Source organism: Frigoribacterium sp. AC759 (assembly GCF_979256015.1).
Map to the genome: position 1 here is coordinate 1 of NZ_CEEDMT010000003.1, position 19,396 is coordinate 19,396.

The following is a 19,396-nucleotide window of genomic DNA, read 5'->3' on the forward strand; positions in this document are numbered from 1 at the left end:
GCCCCCGCGACGAGCGAAGCGACGTCGCCCCGTCCCCACCCCGCGGCCAGCGAAGCGAAGCCGCACCGCGACGAGCGAAGCGACGTCGCCCCCGAGCAACACGCACCTGGCGGCAAAGCACCCCCACCCCGCGCGGCCCCAGGCCGCACGTCGGCGGAGCCGACCAGACCGGCACGACGAAAAATCCCCCGCTTCATCGACTGATGAACACGGGGGACCCATTTTTCGTGCACCCCCTCGGACTTGAACCGAGAACCCACTGATTAAGAGTCAGTTGCTCTGCCAATTGAGCTAGAGGTGCGCGCCGCGGTATGCCCCGCAACGAGGACCAACATTAGCATGAGTTCTGACCCCACTTGAACACACGGGCGCCTCGCGCGCCTGCAGATCGGAGCATCATGGCCACGAGACTCGAGAAGGGCGCCCCGGCGCCGACCTTCACCCTGGACGACGAGAGCGGTTCGCCGGTCTCGCTGGCGGACTTCGCGGGGCAGAACGTCATCGTGTACTTCTACCCGGCGGCATCGACGCCCGGCTGCACGACCGAGGCGTGCGACTTCCGCGACAACATCAATTCGCTGAAGTCGGCCGGCTATCAGGTGCTCGGCGTGTCGAAGGACGCCCCGGAGGCGCTCCGCCGATTCAAGGACGAGCAGGGCTTGAACTTCCCGCTGCTGAGCGACCCCGAGCTCACGGTGCACGAGGCCTACGGCGCCTACGGCGAGAAGAACAGCTACGGACGCATCGTCACCGGCACCATCCGTTCGACGTTCGTCGTCGACGGAGAGGGCGCCGTCGTGCTGCCGCTCTACAACGTGAAGGCGACGGGGCACGTGGCGTCGCTGCGGAAGAAGCTCGCGCTCGACTGACCCCTCCCCCTGTCGCCGCCCCGCGCCTCCTGCACCGTCCGGTCAGTAGGTGCGGGGCGGCACGTCGTCGCGGCGGGACGTGGCCGCCACCACCGACGCGGTGAGCAGCAGCACGACGACGAGCACGGCCGGCACGATGAGCCAGAGGCCGATGGTCGGGTTGGCGAACGTGCCCTGCAGGCTGCCGACGCCGACCGCGATCTGCAGCACCTGCCACACGATGGCCGCACCGCGGATCCAGGCTCGACCACGGAAGGCGCCGACCACGATGGAGCCGATCCAGGCGGTCGCCATCAGGGTCAGCACGAGCACGGCGACGGCCGACGCGTACGACGACGGCGTCTCGACGACGAGTTCGACGAGCAGGTAGCCGGCGGCGGACGCCACGACGGCGAGCTCGCCGACGAGGAGCACGATCAGCAGCCACAGCAGGGCGGGGCGCCGCCGGTCGGCAGACGGATCTGTCGGCGTCGCCGGGTCGTTCTCAGCCGCTCCGCTCATGCGTCGCCCTCCACAAAATCCTTGATTTGGCCGTACCAGTATGCGACCATATTCGAGGTCGAAGTGACGTGCACACGGCCGTGCGCGCCTCCCGAATTCTTTCTCTTTCCCCCATCCGGAACCGGTGCTTCGTTGCGCCGGTTCAGCATTTAAAGGAGTACCCATCGATGGATTGGCGTGACAAGGCCGCCTGCCTGACCGCAGACCCGGAGCTGTTCTTCCCCGTGGGCAACACCGGCCCCGCCGTCGACCAGATCGACAAGGCGAAGACCGTCTGCGGCCGGTGCACCGTCACCGAGACGTGCCTGCAGTACGCGCTCGAGACCAGCCAGGACTCCGGCGTCTGGGGCGGCCTCAGCGAAGACGAGCGCCGCGCGCTCAAGCGCCGCGCCGCCCGCGCCCGCCGCGCCAGCTAGACGAACCCGTCGTCGGGTGGCCTCGGCCATCCGGACGGCGTGAGAGAGGCCGGCTCCCCCATGGGGAGTCGGCCTCTCTTCGTCGTCGCAGAAGGCGCTGACAGTCGCTCAGGGAGCGCTGACAGCCGATCAGGGCTGCGTGAGCCAGCGGAACGGGATCTCGATGGTGACCTCGGTGCCGCTGCCGACGAGCGTGTGCCAGTCGATGGTGCCCCCGAGCTCGCCCTGGATGAGAGTGCGGACGATCTGGGTGCCGAGCCCGGAGCCGACCTTGCCCTCGGGGAGACCCACGCCGTTGTCGCGCACCTTCACGGTCAACTGCTCGTCGTCGCGTTCGGCGACGATCTGCACCTCGCCGTCGCGACCGTCGAGACCGTGCTCGACGGCGTTCGTGACGAGCTCGGTCAGCGCCAGCGCCAGCGGGGTGGCGTACTCGCTCGGCAGGGCACCGAAACTGCCCACCAGCGCGGGTCGGACCGTCGTGTTGTGACTCGAGGCGACCTCGGCGATGAGCATCAGGACGCGATCGAAGACGGTGTCGAAGTCGACGTTCTGGCTCAGCCCCTCGGACAGCGTGTCGTGCACCACGGCGATGGAGGCCACCCGGCGCATGGCCTGGGTCAGAGCCTCGCGGGCGACATCGGTGTGCGTCCGGCGGGCCTGGATGCGGAGCAGCGACGCCACCGTCTGCAGGTTGTTCTTCACACGGTGGTGGATCTCACGGATCGTCGCGTCTTTGGTGATGAGCTCGCGCTCCTGGTGCCGCAGCTCCGTGACGTCGCGGCAGAGGACGATCGCGCCCATCCGGTCACCACGGTCGCGCAGCGGGATGGCCCTCAGCGAGACCGTCACGCCGCGCGCCTCGATGTCCGTCCGCCAGGGGGCGCGCCCGGTGACGACCAGAGGCAGCGACTCGTCGATGACGAGCTTGCCCTGCAGCAGGTTCGTGGTGACCTCCGCCAACGACTCGCCCTCGAGCTCGCCGTCGAAGCCCATCCGGTTGAAGGCCGACAGGCCGTTGGGACTCGCGAAGGTGACCGTGCCGTCGACGTCGAGCCGGAGCAGCCCGTCGGAGGCGCGGGGGGCGCCCCGACGAGGCCCGGTGGGCGCACCCAGGTCGGGGAAGTCGCCCGCGGCGATCATGGCGAAGAGGTCGTTGGCGCACTGGTTGAAGGTGAGCTCTTGACGACTCGGGGTGCGGGCCTCGCTGAGATTCGTGTGCCGTGTGATGACCGCGATCGGAGCCTCGGTCACGTCGGGGCGGCTGGCGCCGAGACGACGCAGCACGGGGACGGCCCGGACTCGGGTCGGGGTCTCCTCGTACCAGTCGGGGGCCGCCGAGTCGACGATGCGGGTCGACGAGAAGGCCGAGTCGATCTGCACCCGCCACTCGGGCCGGACCTCCTGCCCCACGAAGTCGCGGTAGAAGAGCGTCGCACTGCTCGACGGCCGCGCGTGGGCGACGGCCACGAAACTGCCGGTCTGGGTCGGCACCCACAGGACCATGTCCGCGAACGCCAGGTCGGCCAGCAGCTGCCAGTCGCCGACGAGCAGGTGCAGCCACTCGATGTCCGCTTCACTGGAGCGGCCCTGGGCGAGTACGAGATCACTGAGCGTCGACACCGCCCCAGTCTAAGTCGAGCCGCGATCACGGAAAATCGGTGCGACACGAGTTCTCCACAGATCGGCCTGTCCCTAGCAAATCAATACCGAATGTCATATGTTGTGTTCGTCCGAGCCGCTTTCACGAAAGTTCGAGCACCATGCCACGTTCCTCACCAGCCACCCCTCCGCCCCGCGTCGAGCCCGAGTCCGGGGGCGGCGACACGCCGACGGCGACGATCGCACCCGTGCGCCATCTCAGCGCCGTCGAGGGGTGCGGGGCACTCGCCGCAGTGTCGCCAGACTCCCTGTCGTCGAATGTCCGACCCATCACCGCCGAAGCCGCCGTCGAGGCGCTGGCCAGATCGGTGCTGGAGGTCATGGCGGGCGCCCGCGACATCGACCAGCTGGCGCGATGGGTCACCGCCGACGTCTTCGCCACGCTGCGCAACCGGGTCAGGGTCTCGACGCAGGCCCGACTGGCCCACGGCGTCCGCAGACATCGACCGATCCTGCGATTCGGGCGCGTCCACATCGCCGAGCCCTCCCCCGGCATCGTCGAGGCGGTCGTCGTCGTCCACGGTCGCGGCCGCAGCCGTGGCGTCGCCGTGCGACTCGAGACCGTCCGAGGTCGTTGGCGCGCCAGCGCCCTGCACATCCTCTGAGCGACAGAGCGACATCCGCCAGAGCGGACGAGAGAAGGAGGCGCACCCGCCTGAGCGGGTGCGCCTCCTTCTGCTGCTCGACCCGACGTCTAGTCGGAGGCCTTCTTGCCTGCGGCGCGGCGCTCGGCCCGGTTCACGGGCGCGGGCTCGTCGCCACCGGTCTTCTGACCGAAGGCGCCCTTGCCCGCCGCGGCCGGCGCCGGACCGCTCGCGGCGCGTGCCGCGGCGACCTCGGGGGCGGTCGTGCGCTCGGCGGTGTCCTGCTGTCGCTGGGCCCGCGCCGTCGCCGCCTTCTCGAGACGACCCTTCTGGTCGCGCACCTCGACCTCGCCGTCGATGTTCGGGGCCGAGTACTCGAGCGCGGGCGGGGCCTGCTCGTTGCCGAGACCCTTCGCGGCGATGACGGGGGCCTTCTGCGAGTCGACCTGCCCCTGCACCTCGACCTCGAGGTTGAACAGGAAGCCCACGGACTCCTCGCGGATCTGGCCCATCATGCTCTGGAAGAGCGCGTAGCCCTCGCGCTGGTACTCGACCAGCGGGTCGCGCTGCGCCATGGCACGCAGACCGATGCCGTCTTTCAGGTAGTCCATCTCGTACAGGTGGTCGCGCCATCTGCGGTCGATGACCGACAGGACGACACGACGCTCCAGTTCGCGCATCGCCGCCTCGCCGAGCGACTCCTCACGGGTCTTGTACGCCACCTTGGCGTCGGAGAGGATCTCCTGGCCGAGGAAGTCACGGGTGGCCTTGCCCTTCGAGCCGGCCTCCGTGATGACCTCGTCGATCGTGATCGAGATCGGGTACAGCGTGCGGAGCTCCGTCCACAGCGCGTCGAGGTCCCAGTCGTCGGGGCTGCCCTCGCCGGTGTGCTGGTCGATGACCTCGTTGACCACGTCGTCCAGGAACTTCGAGGCACGGTCCTGGAGGTCGTCTCCCTCGAGGATGTGCCGGCGGTCGCCGTAGATGGCCTCGCGCTGACGGTTGAGGACGTCGTCGTATTTGAGGACGTTCTTGCGGATCTCGGCGTTGCGCGACTCCACCTGCGACTGCGCCGACCGGATGGCGCGTCCGACGATCTTGTTCTCGATGGCGAGGTCGTCGGGCACATTGCCCCGGCCCATCAGCGACTCGGCGGCGCCCGAGTTGAACAGACGCATGAGGTCGTCGGTCAGCGACAGGTAGAAGCGGCTCTCTCCCGGGTCGCCCTGACGTCCGCTGCGCCCGCGCAGCTGGTTGTCGATGCGGCGGGACTCGTGGCGCTCCGTCCCGAGGACGTACAGCCCGCCGGCCTCGATCACCTTCGCGGCCTCTTCGGCCACGGCCTCTTTATGCGACGCGAAGACGGCGTCCCATGCGGCCTCGTACTCGTCGGGGGTGTCGACCGGGCTGAGACCCTTGGCGTTCATCTCCGCCACCGCGAGGAACTCCGCGTTGCCGCCGAGCATGATGTCGGTACCGCGACCGGCCATGTTGGTGGCCACGGTGACGGCCCCGGCCCGACCCGCCTGGGCGACGATCGCGGCTTCGCGGGCGTGGTTCTTGGCGTTCAGGACCTCGTGCTTGACGCCCTTCTTCGCGAGGAGACGAGAGAGGTACTCGCTCTTCTCGACGCTCGTTGTGCCGACCAGCACGGGCTGGTTCTTCGCGTGACGCTCGACGATGTCTTCGACGACCTGGTCGAACTTCGCCGTCTCGTTCTTGTAGACGAGGTCGGTCTGGTCGATGCGCTGCATCGGACGGTTCGTCGGGATGGGGACGACGCCGAGCTTGTAGGTGCTCATGAACTCGGCGGCCTCGGTCTCGGCCGTACCCGTCATGCCCGAGAGCTTCTTGTAGAGGCGGAAGTAGTTCTGCAGGGTGACCGTGGCGAGGGTCTGGTTCTCGGCCTTGACCTCGACCCCCTCCTTCGCCTCGATCGCCTGGTGGATGCCCTCGTTGTAGCGGCGCCCGCTCAGGATGCGACCGGTGTGCTCGTCGACGATCAGGACCTCGCCGTTGATGACGACGTAGTCCTTGTCGCGCTTGAACAGCGCGTCAGCCTTGATCGCGTTGTTGAGGAACGAGATGAGCGGCGTGTTGGCCGACTCGTACAGGTTGTCGATGCCGAGGTAGTCCTCGACCTTCTCGATGCCGGGCTCGAGCACGCCGACCGTGCGCTTCTTCTCGTCCACCTCGAAGTCGACACCCGACACGAGACGGCGGGCGATGGTCGCGAACTCGGCGAACCAGCGGTTCGCCTCGCCGCTGGCCGGACCGGAGATGATGAGCGGCGTCCGGGCCTCGTCGATGAGGATGGAGTCGACCTCGTCGACCACGGCGAAGAAGTGGCCGCGCTGGACCATGTCCTGCGACTGCCACGCCATGTTGTCGCGCAGGTAGTCGAAGCCGAACTCGTTGTTGGTGCCGTACGTGATGTCGGCCGCGTACTGCTCGCGACGCTGCGCCGGGGTCTGACCGGCGAGGATGCAGCCCGTGGTCATGCCGAGGGCACGGAACACCCGGCCCATCAGCTCGGACTGGTAGCTGGCGAGGAAGTCGTTGACGGTGATCACGTGCACGCCGCGCGAGGCGATCGCGTTCAGGTAGGCCGCGGTCGTCGCGACGAGGGTCTTGCCCTCACCGGTCTTCATCTCGGCGATGTTGCCCAGGTGCAGGGCGGCGCCGCCCATCAGCTGGACGTCGAAGTGCCGGAGGCCCAGCGTCCGCTTCGAGGCCTCGCGGACGGCGGCGAACGCCTCGGGCAGCAGATCGTCGAGCGACTCGCCGCCCGCGTAGCGCTCGCGCAGCTCGACGGTCTCGTTCTTCAACTCGTCGTCGGTGAGCGTGGTGAAGTCGTCTTCGAGTTCGTTGACGGCTTTGGCGTACGCCTTGAGCCTGCGGAGGGTACGGCCCTCGCCGACGCGAAGGACCTTCTCGAGAACGTTGGCCACCGGTTACTCCCTGTGTTTCGGTCGAGCACGCGAAGAGACCCGCGCACCCCGTGAGGCGGGCCCGAGGGCCTCGCCGGGATCGGCTCGACCCGCGGACGGACGAGCACAGAATGGTAACAAGACTAGCGGCCGCGGCCCTGGGAGCCGGCAAGGCGAGAGCCTCGTCGTCTCCGCAGAGCCGCGGCCGTGTCGGGGCCCGCTTCACGGGCCCCCGTGGGTCGGGTCAGCCGGCCAGACCCGCCCGGAGCGCCGTGGCGACCTCCTGCAGCTCGGGGGCCGACTGGTCGAGGCCGATGACGCCGTAGTCCCAGCCCTTCCGGCGGTAGACCACGCTCGGCCGATCGGTCTCGGAGTCGATGAAGAGATAGAAGTCGTGCCCGACGAGCTCCATGTAGTAGAGCGCGTCGTCGACCGTCATGGGCGTCGAGGCGAACACCTTCGAGCGGATGACGACGGGGCAGTAGTCCTCCTCCGCCTCGGCGGCCGCGGTCGCCGCGTCGTCGTCGGTGACGACCGCGACGGCGCCCGTGCGGACGGCGTCGAGGGTCTCGGCGGCGGCCGGCGTCACGCCGTGCGTGCTGAAGTCGGACGTCGCCGCCTCGTGCAGCGACGTGGGTCGGTGCTGACCCCGGTGCACCTTCTTGCGGTCTTTGGCCCGGCGGACCCGTTCGAGCAGACGCGCGATGGCGAGGTCGAACGCGACGTACTTGTCGCCGGCCGTCGACTCGGCGCGCACGAGCGGACCCGGTCCGATGAGGGTGAGCTCGACGCGGTCGTCTCCCGCCTGACCGCTCGACTTCTCGTGGTGCCTCGAGACCTTGATCTCGAGTGCCAGGGCTTTGGTGGCGAGTTGCGCCACCTTGTCGGCCTTGTCAGTGGCGTAGTCGCGGAAACGATCGGTGATCCCGACGTTTCGACCCGTGACGGAAATTTCCATGACGACCTCCTTTGGCTAAGACGTGCCGCCTGTCAGCCAGGCGAGTGTTCTTTCACGCCGTTTGCCCCACCGTAACCGTGACGGCCCCCGCCCGTCACCCCGTGTCCACCGAGTCGCCCGTTCTCCAGCGGATTCGAATGCCCTCTGTCGATCGGTCACAGCCGTCTCCCGGTGAGCGGCGTGGACGCCAGACAGGCGGCCCCGACGACGGTCGCCCCGTTCGTCACGAGCGCACGTTCCGCCTCGAGCAGCGTCGATCCGGTCGTGACGACGTCGTCCACGAGCAGCACGCGACGTCCTGTCAGATCGGCGGCAGCCCGGAGGCTGCCCAATCGATCGCGGTGCCGCTGCACCCGGTCGCGGTGCTTCTGCGAACCGCCCGCACCGACGACGGACTTCAGGAGGCGCGGTGCGAGGACCAGCCCCGCCTCGCGGGCGAGCAGACCCACGGGATCGAACCCGCGCCTCCTGAGGCCCGCCCTCGAGGCGGGCACGGCGACGAGCAGCGGCGGCGCACCCGGCGGGCAGGCCTCGGCGAGCGCCGCCCGCAGAGCGGGGGCCAGCCATCGCGCGAGCCGGAGCCTGCCCTGCTGCTTGAAGGCGATGACCGCGCGGCGCACCTCGAACTCGTAGTCGAGTCCCGACACCACCCGGAGCCCGGTGACGAGGGTGCGCGATCGGACCGCCGGCTCCAGTCGCACGCGGCAGTCGGTGCAGAGTTCGACGTCGGGCGCAGCGCACCCCGCGCAGGCCACCGGGGACACGACGGACAGGGCCTCGCGGAGGGCGGTTCGAGTCGTCATGCCCCCAGCGTGCCCGGCCCGCCGGCGGGGTCCGCGCCGCGACGGAAGTCGTCCACAGCAGGCGCGGACCTCGGCCCGCCGGGGAGGAGAGGCGCCGGGTCGGGATCAGCGCTGGGTGCCGAGCAGATCGGCTCGGACGCCGCTGTCCTGCCAGCTGCTGCCGCGGGGCTCGAGAACGGTCCCGTCGGAGGTGCGGACCTGCAGACGGGCCAGACCGTTGCCGCCGACGATCGTGTCGGGGTCCCCGGGCGGCCTGCCCCGCGAGGTGGCCGGTCCGCCGACCTCGGAGACGGTGACCTGCGGTTCGTCGCCCGCTCGGGTGAGGACGGCGACCGACGACTGATCGGCCCAGGTCGCATCGACGGGCACCCCCGTGGGGGCCGCCAGCTCGAGCGCCTCGCCGAGGGCCGTGGGGATGCCGTCCGCGTCTCGGACGACGGCGGCGACGAGGATCCGCGCGTCGCCGTCGTCGTCGAGGAGGGCGAGGACGCGGGTGCCGTCGCGCGAGACGCGGAGGGCGACCACGTCGGCGCCGCCCGGCAGCGACGAGACGACCCGGTGCGACACGCCGTCGGCGCCGATGGCGCGGAGACCCTCGGGGTCGCTCTCGGGGACGCTCCAGACGAAGCCCCGGTCGTCGAGGGTCGGCGGCACGAGACCGGGGCGCGCGTCGAGGAGGCGCGTGCTGCCGTCGGCCCTCGCGAGCACTGCCCCCTCCGGGGTCGCGACGGCGGCGGAGGACTGGTCTCCGGACAGCTCGACGGACGTCGCGCCGAGATCGGCCACGGCGGACGACAGCCCGTCGAGCTCGCTCACCGAGCTCCGCGACGCGAAGCCGAGGATCCCGTCGGCGACGACGAGGGGTCGCGCGTCGACGGTCGGATCTCTGAGGGGCGAGTCGGAGCCCAGGTCGGGCACCTCGAGCACCGTCGACTCGACGCTCAGCTCGACCCTGGTGATCGCCGCGACGCTGGAGAAGCTCGCCAGCAGCTGCGCCTGCATGCGGGCCCGGGCGTCCGCCCCGGCCCCGAGGGCGTCGGCCGTGAGGTCGACCCGTGCCGTGCCGTCCTCCACGGTGATGGCGGTGAGCGACAGCCTCGTGCCGTCGGGGAACGCCGAGACGACGGCGCCCTGCAGCCACGGCGACGGGCCGGAGAGCAGCGCGCTGGCGATGCGCGTGCCCGTGGAGGAGCGCGCCAGGAACCACCGTTCGTCGGGGACCAGGTAGGTCAAGGTCGGGTCGTAGAAGTAGACCGAATGGGCGCGGAAGACCGACTGGAAGGTCGCCGGGGTGAGCACGATCCCGTCGGGCGCGTCGCTGATGCGCCACTGGCCTTCCTCCTGCACGAACCGGTAGCCGAGCGTCGTCGGGACGGACGACGTCGCGGGGGCGTAGCGCCCGTCGTCGTCGACCGTCGCCGAGTCGACGAACGTGTAGTCGAGCTCGGTGTCCGAGACCCGGGTCGTGGTGCCCGTCCCCGGGCGGACGGTGACGCTCGCCCGAGGGTCCCAGCCGTCGGCGAACCCCGTCGAGAGGAACTGCCGCGCGACGGCGTAGTCGTTCTGCGGCCCCGTGCCCGCGGCGAGGAAGCCGTTGAGGAGCTGCTCCTGCGAACTGCCGACGGAGGGGCCGTTCGGCGTGTAGACGACGTCGCTGTCGACCACGTCGCTCGTGATGGGCTCGCCCTGCTGCACGGAGCCGCTGTCGGGGATGCCCGCGCAGCCGACGAGCACGGCGACGACCGAGGCGGCCACGGCGAGGGCCGCGGGGCGTCGGGAGATCCGACCGGTCATGAGAGTCCTTCCGGGCGGATGGGCAGGGGCCACGAGTCGACCGGCCGCCCGACGACGCGGGGCAGCGTCATGACGAAGCGGCTGCCCTCGCCGGGTCTCGACCACACGTCGATGCGCCCGCCGTGCAGCACGGCGTCCTCCAGGCTGATCGCCAGCCCGAGACCCGTGCCCCCGATCGTCCGACGGCGTGACGGGTCGGCCCGCCAGAAGCGGTCGAAGACGCGCTCGGCGTCGGCCTCGGTCATGCCCACCCCGTGATCGTGGACGGCGATCGCGACGGAGTCGGGGTCGGAGTCGACTTCGACGGTGATCGGGCGTCCCTCGCCGTGCTCGATCGCGTTGCCGAGCAGGTTGCGGAAGATGCGACGGACGCGACGGGCGTCGACCTCCGTCTCGAAGTAGCCGCCCCGGGCGACGATCTCGATCTCGCTGCCCGTCTCGGCCGCCAGGGGCTCGTACTCGGCGACGCCGTCCTCGACGAGTCGCACGAGGGTGATGCGCTCGAGCTCGAGCTCGACGGCTCCCGCGTCGAACCGGGAGATCTCGAGGAGGTCGGCGAGGAGCAGCTCGAAGCGGTCCACCTGGGTGTGCAGCAGCTCGGTGGTGCGCGCCGCCGACGGGCTGAAGCCCTCGCGCTGGTCGTAGAGCACGTCGCCGGCGAGGCGGATGGTGGTGAGCGGAGTCCGCAGCTCGTGCGACACGTCGCTGACGAAGCGCTGCTGCACCCTCGACAGCTCGGCGAGCTGCGAGATCTGCCTCTGCATGGCGTCGGCCATGCCGTTGAACGACCGCCCGAGCGTCGCCACGACGTCCTCGCCCTTCTCGGGGATGCGCTCCTCGAGATGACCGGCGGCGATCTTCTGGCTCGTCTCGGCCGCCACCCGCACGGGGGCGACGACGAGCCGGACGACGGCGTACGTGATGAGGGCGATCAGCGCGACGAGGGCGATCGAGCCGATGGCGAGGGTGCGCTGCATCAGGGCGAGGGTGGCCTCGGCGTCGCCGAGGTCGTACACGAGGTAGAGCTCGTACTGGCCCGCGGTGGGCACCTGCAGGGTCGAACCGACGGCGATGCCCGGCGCCGCGCCTCCTGAGGTCGACGCCAGCGACACCGACTGCAGGGCCAGCGACCCGGTGTCGGCGGCCACCTGGCGACGGAGGTCGGATGTGATGACGTCGGCAGGGAAGTCGGGGCTGGCGATGTTCTGGATGGTGCGGGCGGTGGTCTGACCCGGCGTGCGGAGGATGGCGATGCGGGTGCCGCCCGGGCTCGACGTCGAGCCGAGGATCGCGCTCTGGGCCTCGTTCTGCAACGAGTCGAGCTCGACCTGGTCGGCGTCTTCGGTGGCCGTCGCCGAGTCGAAGATGCTCTGCGCCAGCAGGGTCGCCCGCAGCGACTCGGACTGCACCTGGTCGCGACGCTGATCGAACAGGTTCGCGCCGATGCTGACCGAGATCGACGCCGCGATGATCGACGCGCCCACCCCCGCGAGCACCACGGTGAGGGCGACGGTGCGGAGCTCGAGCGACGAGCGCCAGACGTGGCTGAGCCGGCGACCCACGACGGCGAGCCGTCGGACCGTCGCCCCGGGGAGGGCCAGGCGCGGCGACGTCATCGCCCGGCTGCGCCCACGGGGACCCGGGGGCCCGTCGCGCCGGGTGAGCCCGCCGAGCTCGTGGAGCTCACGGGCGACCGCGACCCGTGCACGCCGTCACGCGCTCGAACCGGCCCGGTACCCCACGCCGCGCACGGTCGTGACGATGCGCGGGTTGTCGGGATCGTGCTCGACCTTGGCCCGGAGGCGCTGCACGTGGACGTTCACCAGACGCGTGTCGGCCTTGTAGTGGTAGCCCCAGACCTGCTCGAGCAGCATCTCGCGCGTGAACACTTGCTGGGGCTTCGACGCGAGTGCGAGCAGCAGCTCGAACTCGAGCGGCGTCAACGGGATCGCCGTCTCGCCGCGTCGCACCTCGTGCGCGGCGACGTCGACCCGCAGGTCGCCGACGGTGAGGACGTCGTTGGTTGGCTCGGTCGCCGGGCGCAGGCGGGTGCGGATGCGGGCGACGAGCTCTTTCGGGTTGAACGGCTTGACCACGTAGTCGTCGGCGCCGCTCTCGAGGCCCTTGACCACGTCGACCGTGTCGCCCTTCGCGGTCAGCATGATGATCGGGACGCCGCTCTCGGCGCGGATCGCGCGGCAGACCTCGAGGCCGTCCATGCCCGGCAGCATCAGGTCGAGCAGCACGAGGTCCGGGCTCGAGTTGTGGAAGGCGTCGAGCGCCGCGCTGCCGTCGCTGCAGAAGTGGGGCTCGAACTCGTCGGCCCGGAGGACGATGCCGATCATCTCGGCCAGAGCGGGGTCGTCGTCGACCACGAGGATGCGCGGGGTCATGGTCTCCGTCTTCGGGATGGGCCGCTCGGAAGGCGGCACGTCGGATCAGATTACTGCAGGAGGCGCGCATCGGCTGGCACCCTCGCCTCCGCTATGGAAACATGGCGGGAGACGCGAGGACGACCTCGGCGGTGGACGACCCGGGGGGACGAATGACCGATCCGAACGACTGGGCCGCCCCCGGCGGCGCCGACGACGGCCCTCGCTGGGGCGAACGCGTCGCCCCCGAATCCGCACCGCTCCCCCCGCGAGCCGACTGGACCCCTCCGGCCAAGCCCGGTCTCGTGCCGCTGCGCCCGCTCACCTTCGGCGAGATCCTCGGGGCGTCGTTCCAGGTCTTCCGACGCAACCCCCGGACGACGTTCGGCACGGCGCTGCTCGCCCAGGTCGTCGTCGCGATCGTCACGGCGGGGGCCGTCGGCGCCGCCACGTTCGCCGCCTTCGACCGGATCGAATCGGCCCGTCCCTCGGACCTCGAGACGGTGACCTCGGGCGCCGTCGCCCTCATCCTGCTCTCGGCGCTCGTCCCTGCCGCCCTGTCGCTCGTCGTGAGCTCGGTCCTCCAGGGGCTCTTCGTGCTCGAGACCTCGCGGCAGATCCGGGGCGAGCGTCTCCGGCTGGGCGGTCTGCTCGCCCTGGCCAGGGGGCGCATCGGCGCCCTGATCGGCTGGTCGGCCCTCGTCGCCCTGGCGACGATCGTCGCCCTGGCGGTCGTCGCCGCGATCGTCACCCTCGGCGTCGTCATCGGGACGGGCCCCAGCATCGGAATCGGCATCGGCGCCGGTCTGCTCGCGGGGCTCGGAGCCACGGCCCTCGGTGTCTGGCTCACGGTGCGGCTGTGCCTCGTGCCGAGCACGCTGATGCTCGAGCGCACCACGTTGCGCACCGCCGTGGCCCGATCGTGGTCGCTCGTGCGCGGCGACTTCTGGCGGACCTTCGGCATCGTCGCTCTCGTCTTCGTCATGATCCAGGTCGCCGCGCAGGTGGTCGCGACCCCGTTCTCGATCCTGTTCGCCCTGCTCGGCGGCACCCTCGCGCCCACGGGCGACACCCTCGACCCGACCTCGCTCGTCGTCACGGGCATCGGCTACCTGCTGACCATCCTCGTGACCTCCGTGGTGACGGCGATCGGCTCGGTCGTCCAGGCCGCCTCGGTCGGTCTCGTCTACGTCGACCGCCGCATGCGTCTCGAGGGCCTCGATCTCGAGCTGGCACGGAGCATGGACGAGCGCGCCTCCGACCCGACCGGCCTCGATCCGTTCCGCACCCCGAGCGACGTGCACGACCACGCGGGGGCGTCCCCTCGGTGATCACGACGACGGTGTCGGCCGCCGCCCCGCTGCTGCCCGAGCCGGACGACGCCCGACGCGCGCTGCTCCGCGAACTGACCGGTGCCGACTACGTCGCCGCCCGACCGACCTGGCTCGACCGCGCGGCGCAGTCCTTCTGGGACTGGATCGAGGGCATCCGGTTCGGCGGGGTCGACGGCGCACCGGCGGCCGGGCTCCTCATCGCCCTGATCGTCCTGGTGGGTGTCGTCGTCGTGGTCTTCGTCGTCTACGGCAGACCCCGGCTCGACCGCCGGTCGGCCTCTTCGGGTTCCGTGTTCGGCGTCGACGACGAGCGCGACGCCGACACCCTGCGCCGCGCGGCCCGGGCGGCCGCCGCCCGAGGCGATCACGCGACCGCGATCGCCGAGGCGTTCCGCGGTCTGACGCGCGCACTCGTCGATCGAGGGCTGATCGAGACGTCCCCCGGCACCACGGCGAACGGCGTGGGTGAGCGCGCCTCGGCGGTGTTCCCCGAGCACGAGCGGGCCTCCAGGGCCGCGGCCCGGGCCTTCGACGAGGTCCGCTATCTGGGTCGCACCGGCTCCGAAGACGACTACCGGGCCGTCGCCGAGCTCGACCGGATCCTGTCGAGCGAGCAGCCCCCTGCACGGTCTGCCGGCCGCGACACGGTACGGGCGGGCGCATGAGCGTCGTCACCCCCACGCTCGGGGCCCGACTGCGTTCGGCGCGGGTCTGGATCGCCCTGGCGGCGGTGGCCCTCGCGGGTGCGATCGTCGTCACCCTGCTCGGGGTCGGCGGCGGCACGGGCGGACGACCGCTCGGGCCCGAGAACGCCGCTCCGGCCGGGGCGAAGGCCGTCGTCGAGGTGCTCCGGGACGAGGGCGTCGGCGTGACGGTGACGACGTCGCTCGCCGACACCCTGTCGAGATCGACCGACCCGACACGCACCGCGATCGTCGTCGACGACGCCGACGGATTCGTCACCGACTCGCAGTGGGCCCGACTCGCCGGCACCGGGGCCTCGCTCGTGCTGCTCGCCCCCTCGCAGACCGCGCTCGACTCCATCGCGCCCGGGGTGACGGAGGCCGGTCCGTCCGACGACGACGTCGTGGCGCCCCGTTGCGACGTCGAGATCCTGTCGCGCGTCGACCGGGTCGACGCCGGCGGGGTCGCCTACGCGATCAACGACTCCGGCTCCCGCGACTCCGACACGGCCGCGTGCCTCCCGACCGATGCCGGCCTCGGCCTCGTCGAGCTCGCCGGGCCCGACTCGACGGTCACGGTCGTCGGCGCGACCACGGCGCTCACCAACGAGGAGGTCGGCTCGGACGACAACGCCGCCTACGCCCTCGCGCTGCTCGGCGGCTCGCCCGAGCTCGTCTGGTACCTGCCGAGTGCGACCGATCTGCCCGAGGGCGAGGGCACGCTCGCCACGCTCACCCCGTCGTGGGTCACCCCGGCGCTCGTCGTCCTGCTGCTGACCGGCGTCGCCGCCATGGTCTGGCGGGGCCGCCGCCTCGGCCCCCTCGTCGTCGAGCGGCTGCCGGTCACGGTGAAGGCCGCCGAGACCACCGAGGGGCGGGCACGGCTGTACGAGAGATCCGGCGACCGACGGCACGCCCTCGACCAGCTGCGCATCGGGACGCTGGGTCGCCTCGCACGCGTCACCGGGCTGGCCGCCGGCGCGTCGGTCGACGAGATCGTCGACCGGGTCGCACCGCTGGTCTCGGCCCCGCCGGCGGCGCTCCGCCACGTCCTCCTCGACGCCGACCCGGCCGACGACCGCGAGCTGCTCTCGCTCAGCGACGCGCTCCTCGATCTGGAGCGGGCCGTGCGGGCGGCGGTGGCTCCCTCGTGACCGGCGCCGCGCCTCCTCGGCTTCCCCCCGCGCCTCCCCCATCCGCAGACGACCACCACCACCCGGAGAAGAGCACGACATGACCTCAGACCTCCAGCAGACCTTCTCGCGAGTCCGCGTCGAAGTCGGCAAGGCCGTCGTCGCCCAGGACGGCGCCGTGACCGGTCTCATCGTCACGCTGCTCGCCCAGGGGCACGTGCTGCTCGAGGGCGTGCCCGGCGTCGCGAAGACCCTGCTCGTGCGCGCCCTCGGCCACTCGATGTCGCTCGACACCTCGCGCGTGCAGTTCACCCCCGATCTGATGCCCGGCGACATCACGGGCTCGCTCGTCTACGACGCGAAGGCCGGCGAGTTCGAGTTCCGACCGGGGCCCGTCTTCACGAACGTGCTCCTGGCGGACGAGATCAACCGGACGCCGCCGAAGACCCAGTCCGCGCTGCTGGAGGCGATGGAGGAGCGCCAGGTCTCGGTCGACGGGGTCAGCCGTCCCCTCCCGACCCCCTTCATCGTGGCGGCGACGATGAACCCGATCGAATACGAGGGCACGTACACGCTGCCCGAGGCGCAGCTCGACCGCTTCCTGATGAAGCTGACCCTCGATCTGCCCCCGCGCGACGCCGAGGTCGAGGTGCTCGGTCGACACGCGGCGGGCTTCTCGCCCCGCGACCTGCGGGCGGCGGGGGTCACGCCCGTCCTCAGCCCCGACGACCTCGCCCGGGCCCAGGCCGAGGTCGGCCGGGTCGGGGCCTCCCCCGACGTGCTCGCCTACATCGTCGACCTGGCCCGCGCGACCCGTGAGAGCCCTTCAGTCGTCGTCGGCGTGAGCCCGCGCGGCTCGACCGCACTGCTCGCGGCGGCGAAGGCCTGGGCCTGGCTGACGGGCTTCGACCGCATCACCCCCGACCACGTGCAGGCCATGGCGCTGCCGGTGCTCAGGCACCGGCTCAAGCTGCGCCCCGAGGCCGAGCTGGAGGGCGTCGACGCCGACAGCGTCGTCCGATCGGTCCTCCAGCAGGTCAGGGTGCCGATCTAGCCATGGCCGTCACCGGATGGTTCGTCGCGCTCGTCGCCCTCGGGGTCGTTCCCGTCATCGCGACGGAGAGCCCCTGGGCGCTCGTCGTCTGGCTCGTCGTCGTCGGCGCCCTGACCGGGCTCGACGTCGCCCTCGCGGGGTCGGCGCGAGCCCTGGGCCTCCATCGGGGGCTGCCCGGGCCGATCCGGCTGGGCGAGAGCACGACGGCCCGCCTGACGATCTCGAACGACGGACGTCGGACCATCCGCGGGCAGCTGCGCGACGCCTGGCAGCCCTCGGCGGGCGCCTCGCCGACCCGACGTCGTCTCCATCTCCGACCGGGGGCGGCCACGACGTTCACGACGACGCTGACCCCGTTCCGCCGCGGCGAGCGGCTCGCCGACTCCGTGACGCTCCGCACCGTCGGCCCCCTCCGGCTCGCGGGCCGCCAGGCGACTCACGCCGTGCCCGGCTCGGTGCAGGTGCTGCCGCGCTTCTCGTCGCGCAAGCACCTGCCGTCGAGGCTGGCCCGTCTCCGCGAGCTCGACGGTCGCACGAGCGTGATGATCCGCGGGCAGGGCACCGAGTTCGACAGTCTCCGCGAGTACGTGCGCGGCGACGACGTGCGGTCGATCGACTGGCGCGCGACGGCCCGGCGCGACGAGGCCGTCGTCCGCACCTGGCGACCCGAGCGCGACCGTCGGGTCGTCGTGATCGTCGACAGCGGCCGCACCTCCGCCGCCCGGATCGACGACGAGCCCCGCCTGGACACCGCGTTCGAGTCGGCGCTGCTGCTCGGCGCCCTGGCCTCCCGAGCGGGCGACCGGGTCGATCTCGTGGTCGTGGACCGCCGGGTCCGGGCCAGGGTGCAGGGCACCACCGGGCCCGCCCTGCTGTCGTCCATGGTGACCGCCATGGCGCCCCTCGACCCCGAACTGGTCGAGACCGACTGGGCCGCCCTGCCGGGCATCGTGCGATCGGTCACCACGCAGCGCGCGCTCGTCGTGATCGCGACGACGGTCGACAGTCCCGGCTCCGCGCGGGCGCTGCTCGCCGCCCTCCCCCAGCTGACCCGGCAGCACCTCGTCGTGGTGGCCTCCGTGGCCGATCCCGCGCTCGAGGCGCTGAGCGTCGATCGGAGCTCCCGCGACGCCGTCTACCACGCGGCCGCCGCCGAGCGCGCCCGCCTCGACGGCGCGAGAGTCCGGACGGCTCTGCTCCAGTCGGGCGCCGACGTCGTGATGGCCGCCCCGGCCGACCTGCCGCCCGCTCTGGCCGATCGGTACCTCGCCCTGAAGGCCGCGGGGCGGCTCTAGGCCGAGACGAGGCGGGTCGCGCCGGCCTCGAACTCGTCGAGGTCGCCGGTCTCGCCCGCCCGGTGGGCACGACCGCCCAGCACCCACTGGTAGGCCAGGAACGCCAGCAGGGCGATCGTCCCGATGCCGATCTTCACCGGCCAGGGCCAGGCCTGACGGGTCACGAACCCCTCGATGACCCCGGACACGAGCAGGGCGAGCACCAGCCCCACGGCGATCGTGATGAGGGCCCGACCGTCTTCGGCCAGCGCCTGACCCCTGGTGCGGGCGCCCGGGGCGACCCAGGACCAGAAGATCATGAGCCCGGCCGCGGCGGCGACGAAGATGCTGTAGAGCTCGAGCTGGCCGTGGGGGGCGATGTACAGGAAGAAGTAGTCGAGCCGACCCTGATCGGCCATGATGCCGGCCGAGACCCCCAGGTTCACGGCGTTGCCGAACACGACGTAGGGCACCCAGACGCCGGTGATGCCGAAGGCCACGCACTGGGCGGCGATGTAGGCGTTGTTCGTCCACACCTGCCCCGTGAACGAGGTGGAGGCGCTCTCGGAGTAGTACTGCACGAAGTCCTGCTCGGCGAACTGGCGCCGGAACTCCTCCGACCCGAACGACGCCAGGACGGCCGGGTTCTGCGCCGCCCAGACGGCGAACACGGTCGCCACGATCGCGGTCGCCAGCGCCACCGCGATCGACGCCCAGCGGACCCGGTAGAGGGCCGCGGGCAGCTGCGCCCAGAAGAAGGTCGGCAGCTGCCGGAGGACGTTCCGACCCGCGCCGGTGAATCGCAGCCGGGCACGCGACAGGGTCATCGACAGCCGGTCGGCGGCCGGCGAGTCGCCGGTGGCCGTCGTGAGCGCAGACAGCTCGCCGGCACCGGACTGGTACAGCGCGACGAGCCGGTCCGCCTCGTCGCCCGTGAGTCGCCGACGGCGCGCCAGACGGTCGAGCTCGGCCCAGTCGTGACCGTGGGCTGCGGCGTAGGCGTCGATGTCCATTCTGATTAGATACTAG

17 protein-coding genes and 1 tRNA gene are annotated in these 19,396 nt (G+C 71.4%); 8 read left to right on the forward strand and 10 right to left on the reverse strand.

Features of this window, described 5'->3' with window-relative positions:
• Positions 1-228: 228 nt before the first annotated feature.
• A tRNA-Lys gene (locus tag ACZ6JE_RS04480) sits at positions 229-301 on the reverse strand.
• Between the two features lie 97 nt (positions 302-398).
• Between ACZ6JE_RS04480 and bcp the strand changes: the two genes are divergently transcribed.
• Positions 399-869, forward strand: a complete 471-nt coding sequence (bcp, locus tag ACZ6JE_RS04485) for a thioredoxin-dependent thiol peroxidase (RefSeq protein WP_463463055.1) — start codon at positions 399-401, stop codon at positions 867-869.
• A gap of 42 nt (positions 870-911) precedes the next feature.
• Here bcp and ACZ6JE_RS04490 read toward each other — a convergent pair whose 3' ends face one another.
• The gene (locus ACZ6JE_RS04490; RefSeq protein WP_464318311.1) at positions 912-1,370 is read right to left on the reverse strand and encodes a hypothetical protein; all 459 of its coding nucleotides are present in this window, start codon (positions 1,368-1,370) and stop codon (positions 912-914) included.
• 167 nt (positions 1,371-1,537) lie between these two features.
• Here ACZ6JE_RS04490 and ACZ6JE_RS04495 point away from each other — a divergent pair, with 167 nt between their 5' ends.
• Positions 1,538-1,786: a WhiB family transcriptional regulator gene (locus ACZ6JE_RS04495; RefSeq protein WP_055796236.1), complete on the forward strand. Its 249-nt coding sequence runs from the start codon at positions 1,538-1,540 to the stop codon at positions 1,784-1,786.
• Positions 1,787-1,915: 129 nt separating this feature from the next.
• On the opposite strand, the gene ACZ6JE_RS04500 is transcribed toward ACZ6JE_RS04495, so the two are convergent.
• The gene (locus tag ACZ6JE_RS04500) at positions 1,916-3,409 is read right to left on the reverse strand and encodes a sensor histidine kinase (RefSeq protein ID WP_192058435.1); all 1,494 of its coding nucleotides are present in this window, start codon (positions 3,407-3,409) and stop codon (positions 1,916-1,918) included.
• A 227-nt stretch (positions 3,410-3,636) separates the two neighbouring features.
• On the opposite strand from ACZ6JE_RS04500, the gene ACZ6JE_RS04505 reads away from it, so the two are divergent.
• Positions 3,637-4,053, forward strand: a complete 417-nt coding sequence (locus tag ACZ6JE_RS04505; protein ID WP_192058437.1) for an Rv3235 family protein — start codon at positions 3,637-3,639, stop codon at positions 4,051-4,053.
• An 89-nt stretch (positions 4,054-4,142) separates the two neighbouring features.
• Here ACZ6JE_RS04505 and secA read toward each other — a convergent pair whose 3' ends face one another.
• The 6 genes from secA to mtrA all read right to left on the reverse strand — a co-directional run bounded on the left by secA (position 4,143) and on the right by mtrA (position 12,910).
• Positions 4,143-6,983, reverse strand: coding sequence for a preprotein translocase subunit SecA (secA, locus tag ACZ6JE_RS04510; RefSeq protein WP_320476862.1), 2,841 nt, complete (start codon positions 6,981-6,983; stop codon positions 4,143-4,145).
• Between the two features lie 223 nt (positions 6,984-7,206).
• Complete coding sequence (gene hpf / locus ACZ6JE_RS04515) at positions 7,207-7,920, reverse strand: ribosome hibernation-promoting factor, HPF/YfiA family (protein WP_192058441.1); 714 nt, start codon at positions 7,918-7,920, stop codon at positions 7,207-7,209.
• 155 nt (positions 7,921-8,075) lie between these two features.
• On the reverse strand, positions 8,076-8,723 hold the full coding sequence (locus tag ACZ6JE_RS04520; protein ID WP_243213544.1) for a ComF family protein: 648 nt from the start codon (positions 8,721-8,723) through the stop codon (positions 8,076-8,078).
• A gap of 105 nt (positions 8,724-8,828) precedes the next feature.
• Positions 8,829-10,517 carry an LpqB family beta-propeller domain-containing protein gene (locus ACZ6JE_RS04525; protein ID WP_320476864.1) on the reverse strand — a complete coding sequence of 563 codons (1,689 nt, stop codon included), beginning with the start codon at positions 10,515-10,517 and terminating at the stop codon, positions 8,829-8,831.
• Positions 10,514-12,133 carry an MtrAB system histidine kinase MtrB gene (mtrB, locus tag ACZ6JE_RS04530; protein ID WP_243213546.1) on the reverse strand — a complete coding sequence of 540 codons (1,620 nt, stop codon included), beginning with the start codon at positions 12,131-12,133 and terminating at the stop codon, positions 10,514-10,516. The genes ACZ6JE_RS04525 and mtrB overlap by 4 nt, the downstream gene beginning before the upstream one ends.
• 96 nt (positions 12,134-12,229) lie before the next feature.
• Entirely contained in the window at positions 12,230-12,910 is a 681-nt protein-coding gene (gene mtrA, locus ACZ6JE_RS04535) for an MtrAB system response regulator MtrA (RefSeq protein WP_243213547.1), read from the reverse strand.
• Positions 12,911-13,062: 152 nt separating this feature from the next.
• Here mtrA and ACZ6JE_RS04540 point away from each other — a divergent pair, with 152 nt between their 5' ends.
• The 5 genes from ACZ6JE_RS04540 to ACZ6JE_RS04560 all read left to right on the forward strand — a co-directional run bounded on the left by ACZ6JE_RS04540 (position 13,063) and on the right by ACZ6JE_RS04560 (position 18,388).
• Complete coding sequence (locus tag ACZ6JE_RS04540; RefSeq protein ID WP_464318312.1) at positions 13,063-14,220, forward strand: hypothetical protein; 1,158 nt, start codon at positions 13,063-13,065, stop codon at positions 14,218-14,220.
• Entirely contained in the window at positions 14,217-14,888 is a 672-nt protein-coding gene (locus ACZ6JE_RS04545) for a DUF4129 domain-containing protein (RefSeq protein WP_464318313.1), read from the forward strand. Before ACZ6JE_RS04540 ends, ACZ6JE_RS04545 begins: the two co-directional genes overlap by 4 nt.
• Positions 14,885-16,060 (forward strand): DUF4350 domain-containing protein, encoded by a 1,176-nt coding sequence (locus ACZ6JE_RS04550; protein WP_464318314.1) that lies wholly within the window; start codon positions 14,885-14,887, stop codon positions 16,058-16,060. The genes ACZ6JE_RS04545 and ACZ6JE_RS04550 overlap by 4 nt, the downstream gene beginning before the upstream one ends.
• Before the next feature lie 79 nt (positions 16,061-16,139).
• Complete coding sequence (locus tag ACZ6JE_RS04555; RefSeq protein ID WP_464318315.1) at positions 16,140-17,093, forward strand: AAA family ATPase; 954 nt, start codon at positions 16,140-16,142, stop codon at positions 17,091-17,093.
• A gap of 2 nt (positions 17,094-17,095) precedes the next feature.
• A complete protein-coding gene (locus ACZ6JE_RS04560) occupies positions 17,096-18,388 on the forward strand; it encodes a DUF58 domain-containing protein (protein ID WP_192058460.1) in 1,293 nt (430 codons plus the stop codon).
• On the opposite strand, the gene ACZ6JE_RS04565 is transcribed toward ACZ6JE_RS04560, so the two are convergent.
• The gene (locus ACZ6JE_RS04565; protein WP_464318316.1) at positions 18,385-19,380 is read right to left on the reverse strand and encodes a stage II sporulation protein M; all 996 of its coding nucleotides are present in this window, start codon (positions 19,378-19,380) and stop codon (positions 18,385-18,387) included. The genes ACZ6JE_RS04560 and ACZ6JE_RS04565 overlap by 4 nt on opposite strands.
• Positions 19,381-19,396 lie beyond the last annotated feature (16 nt).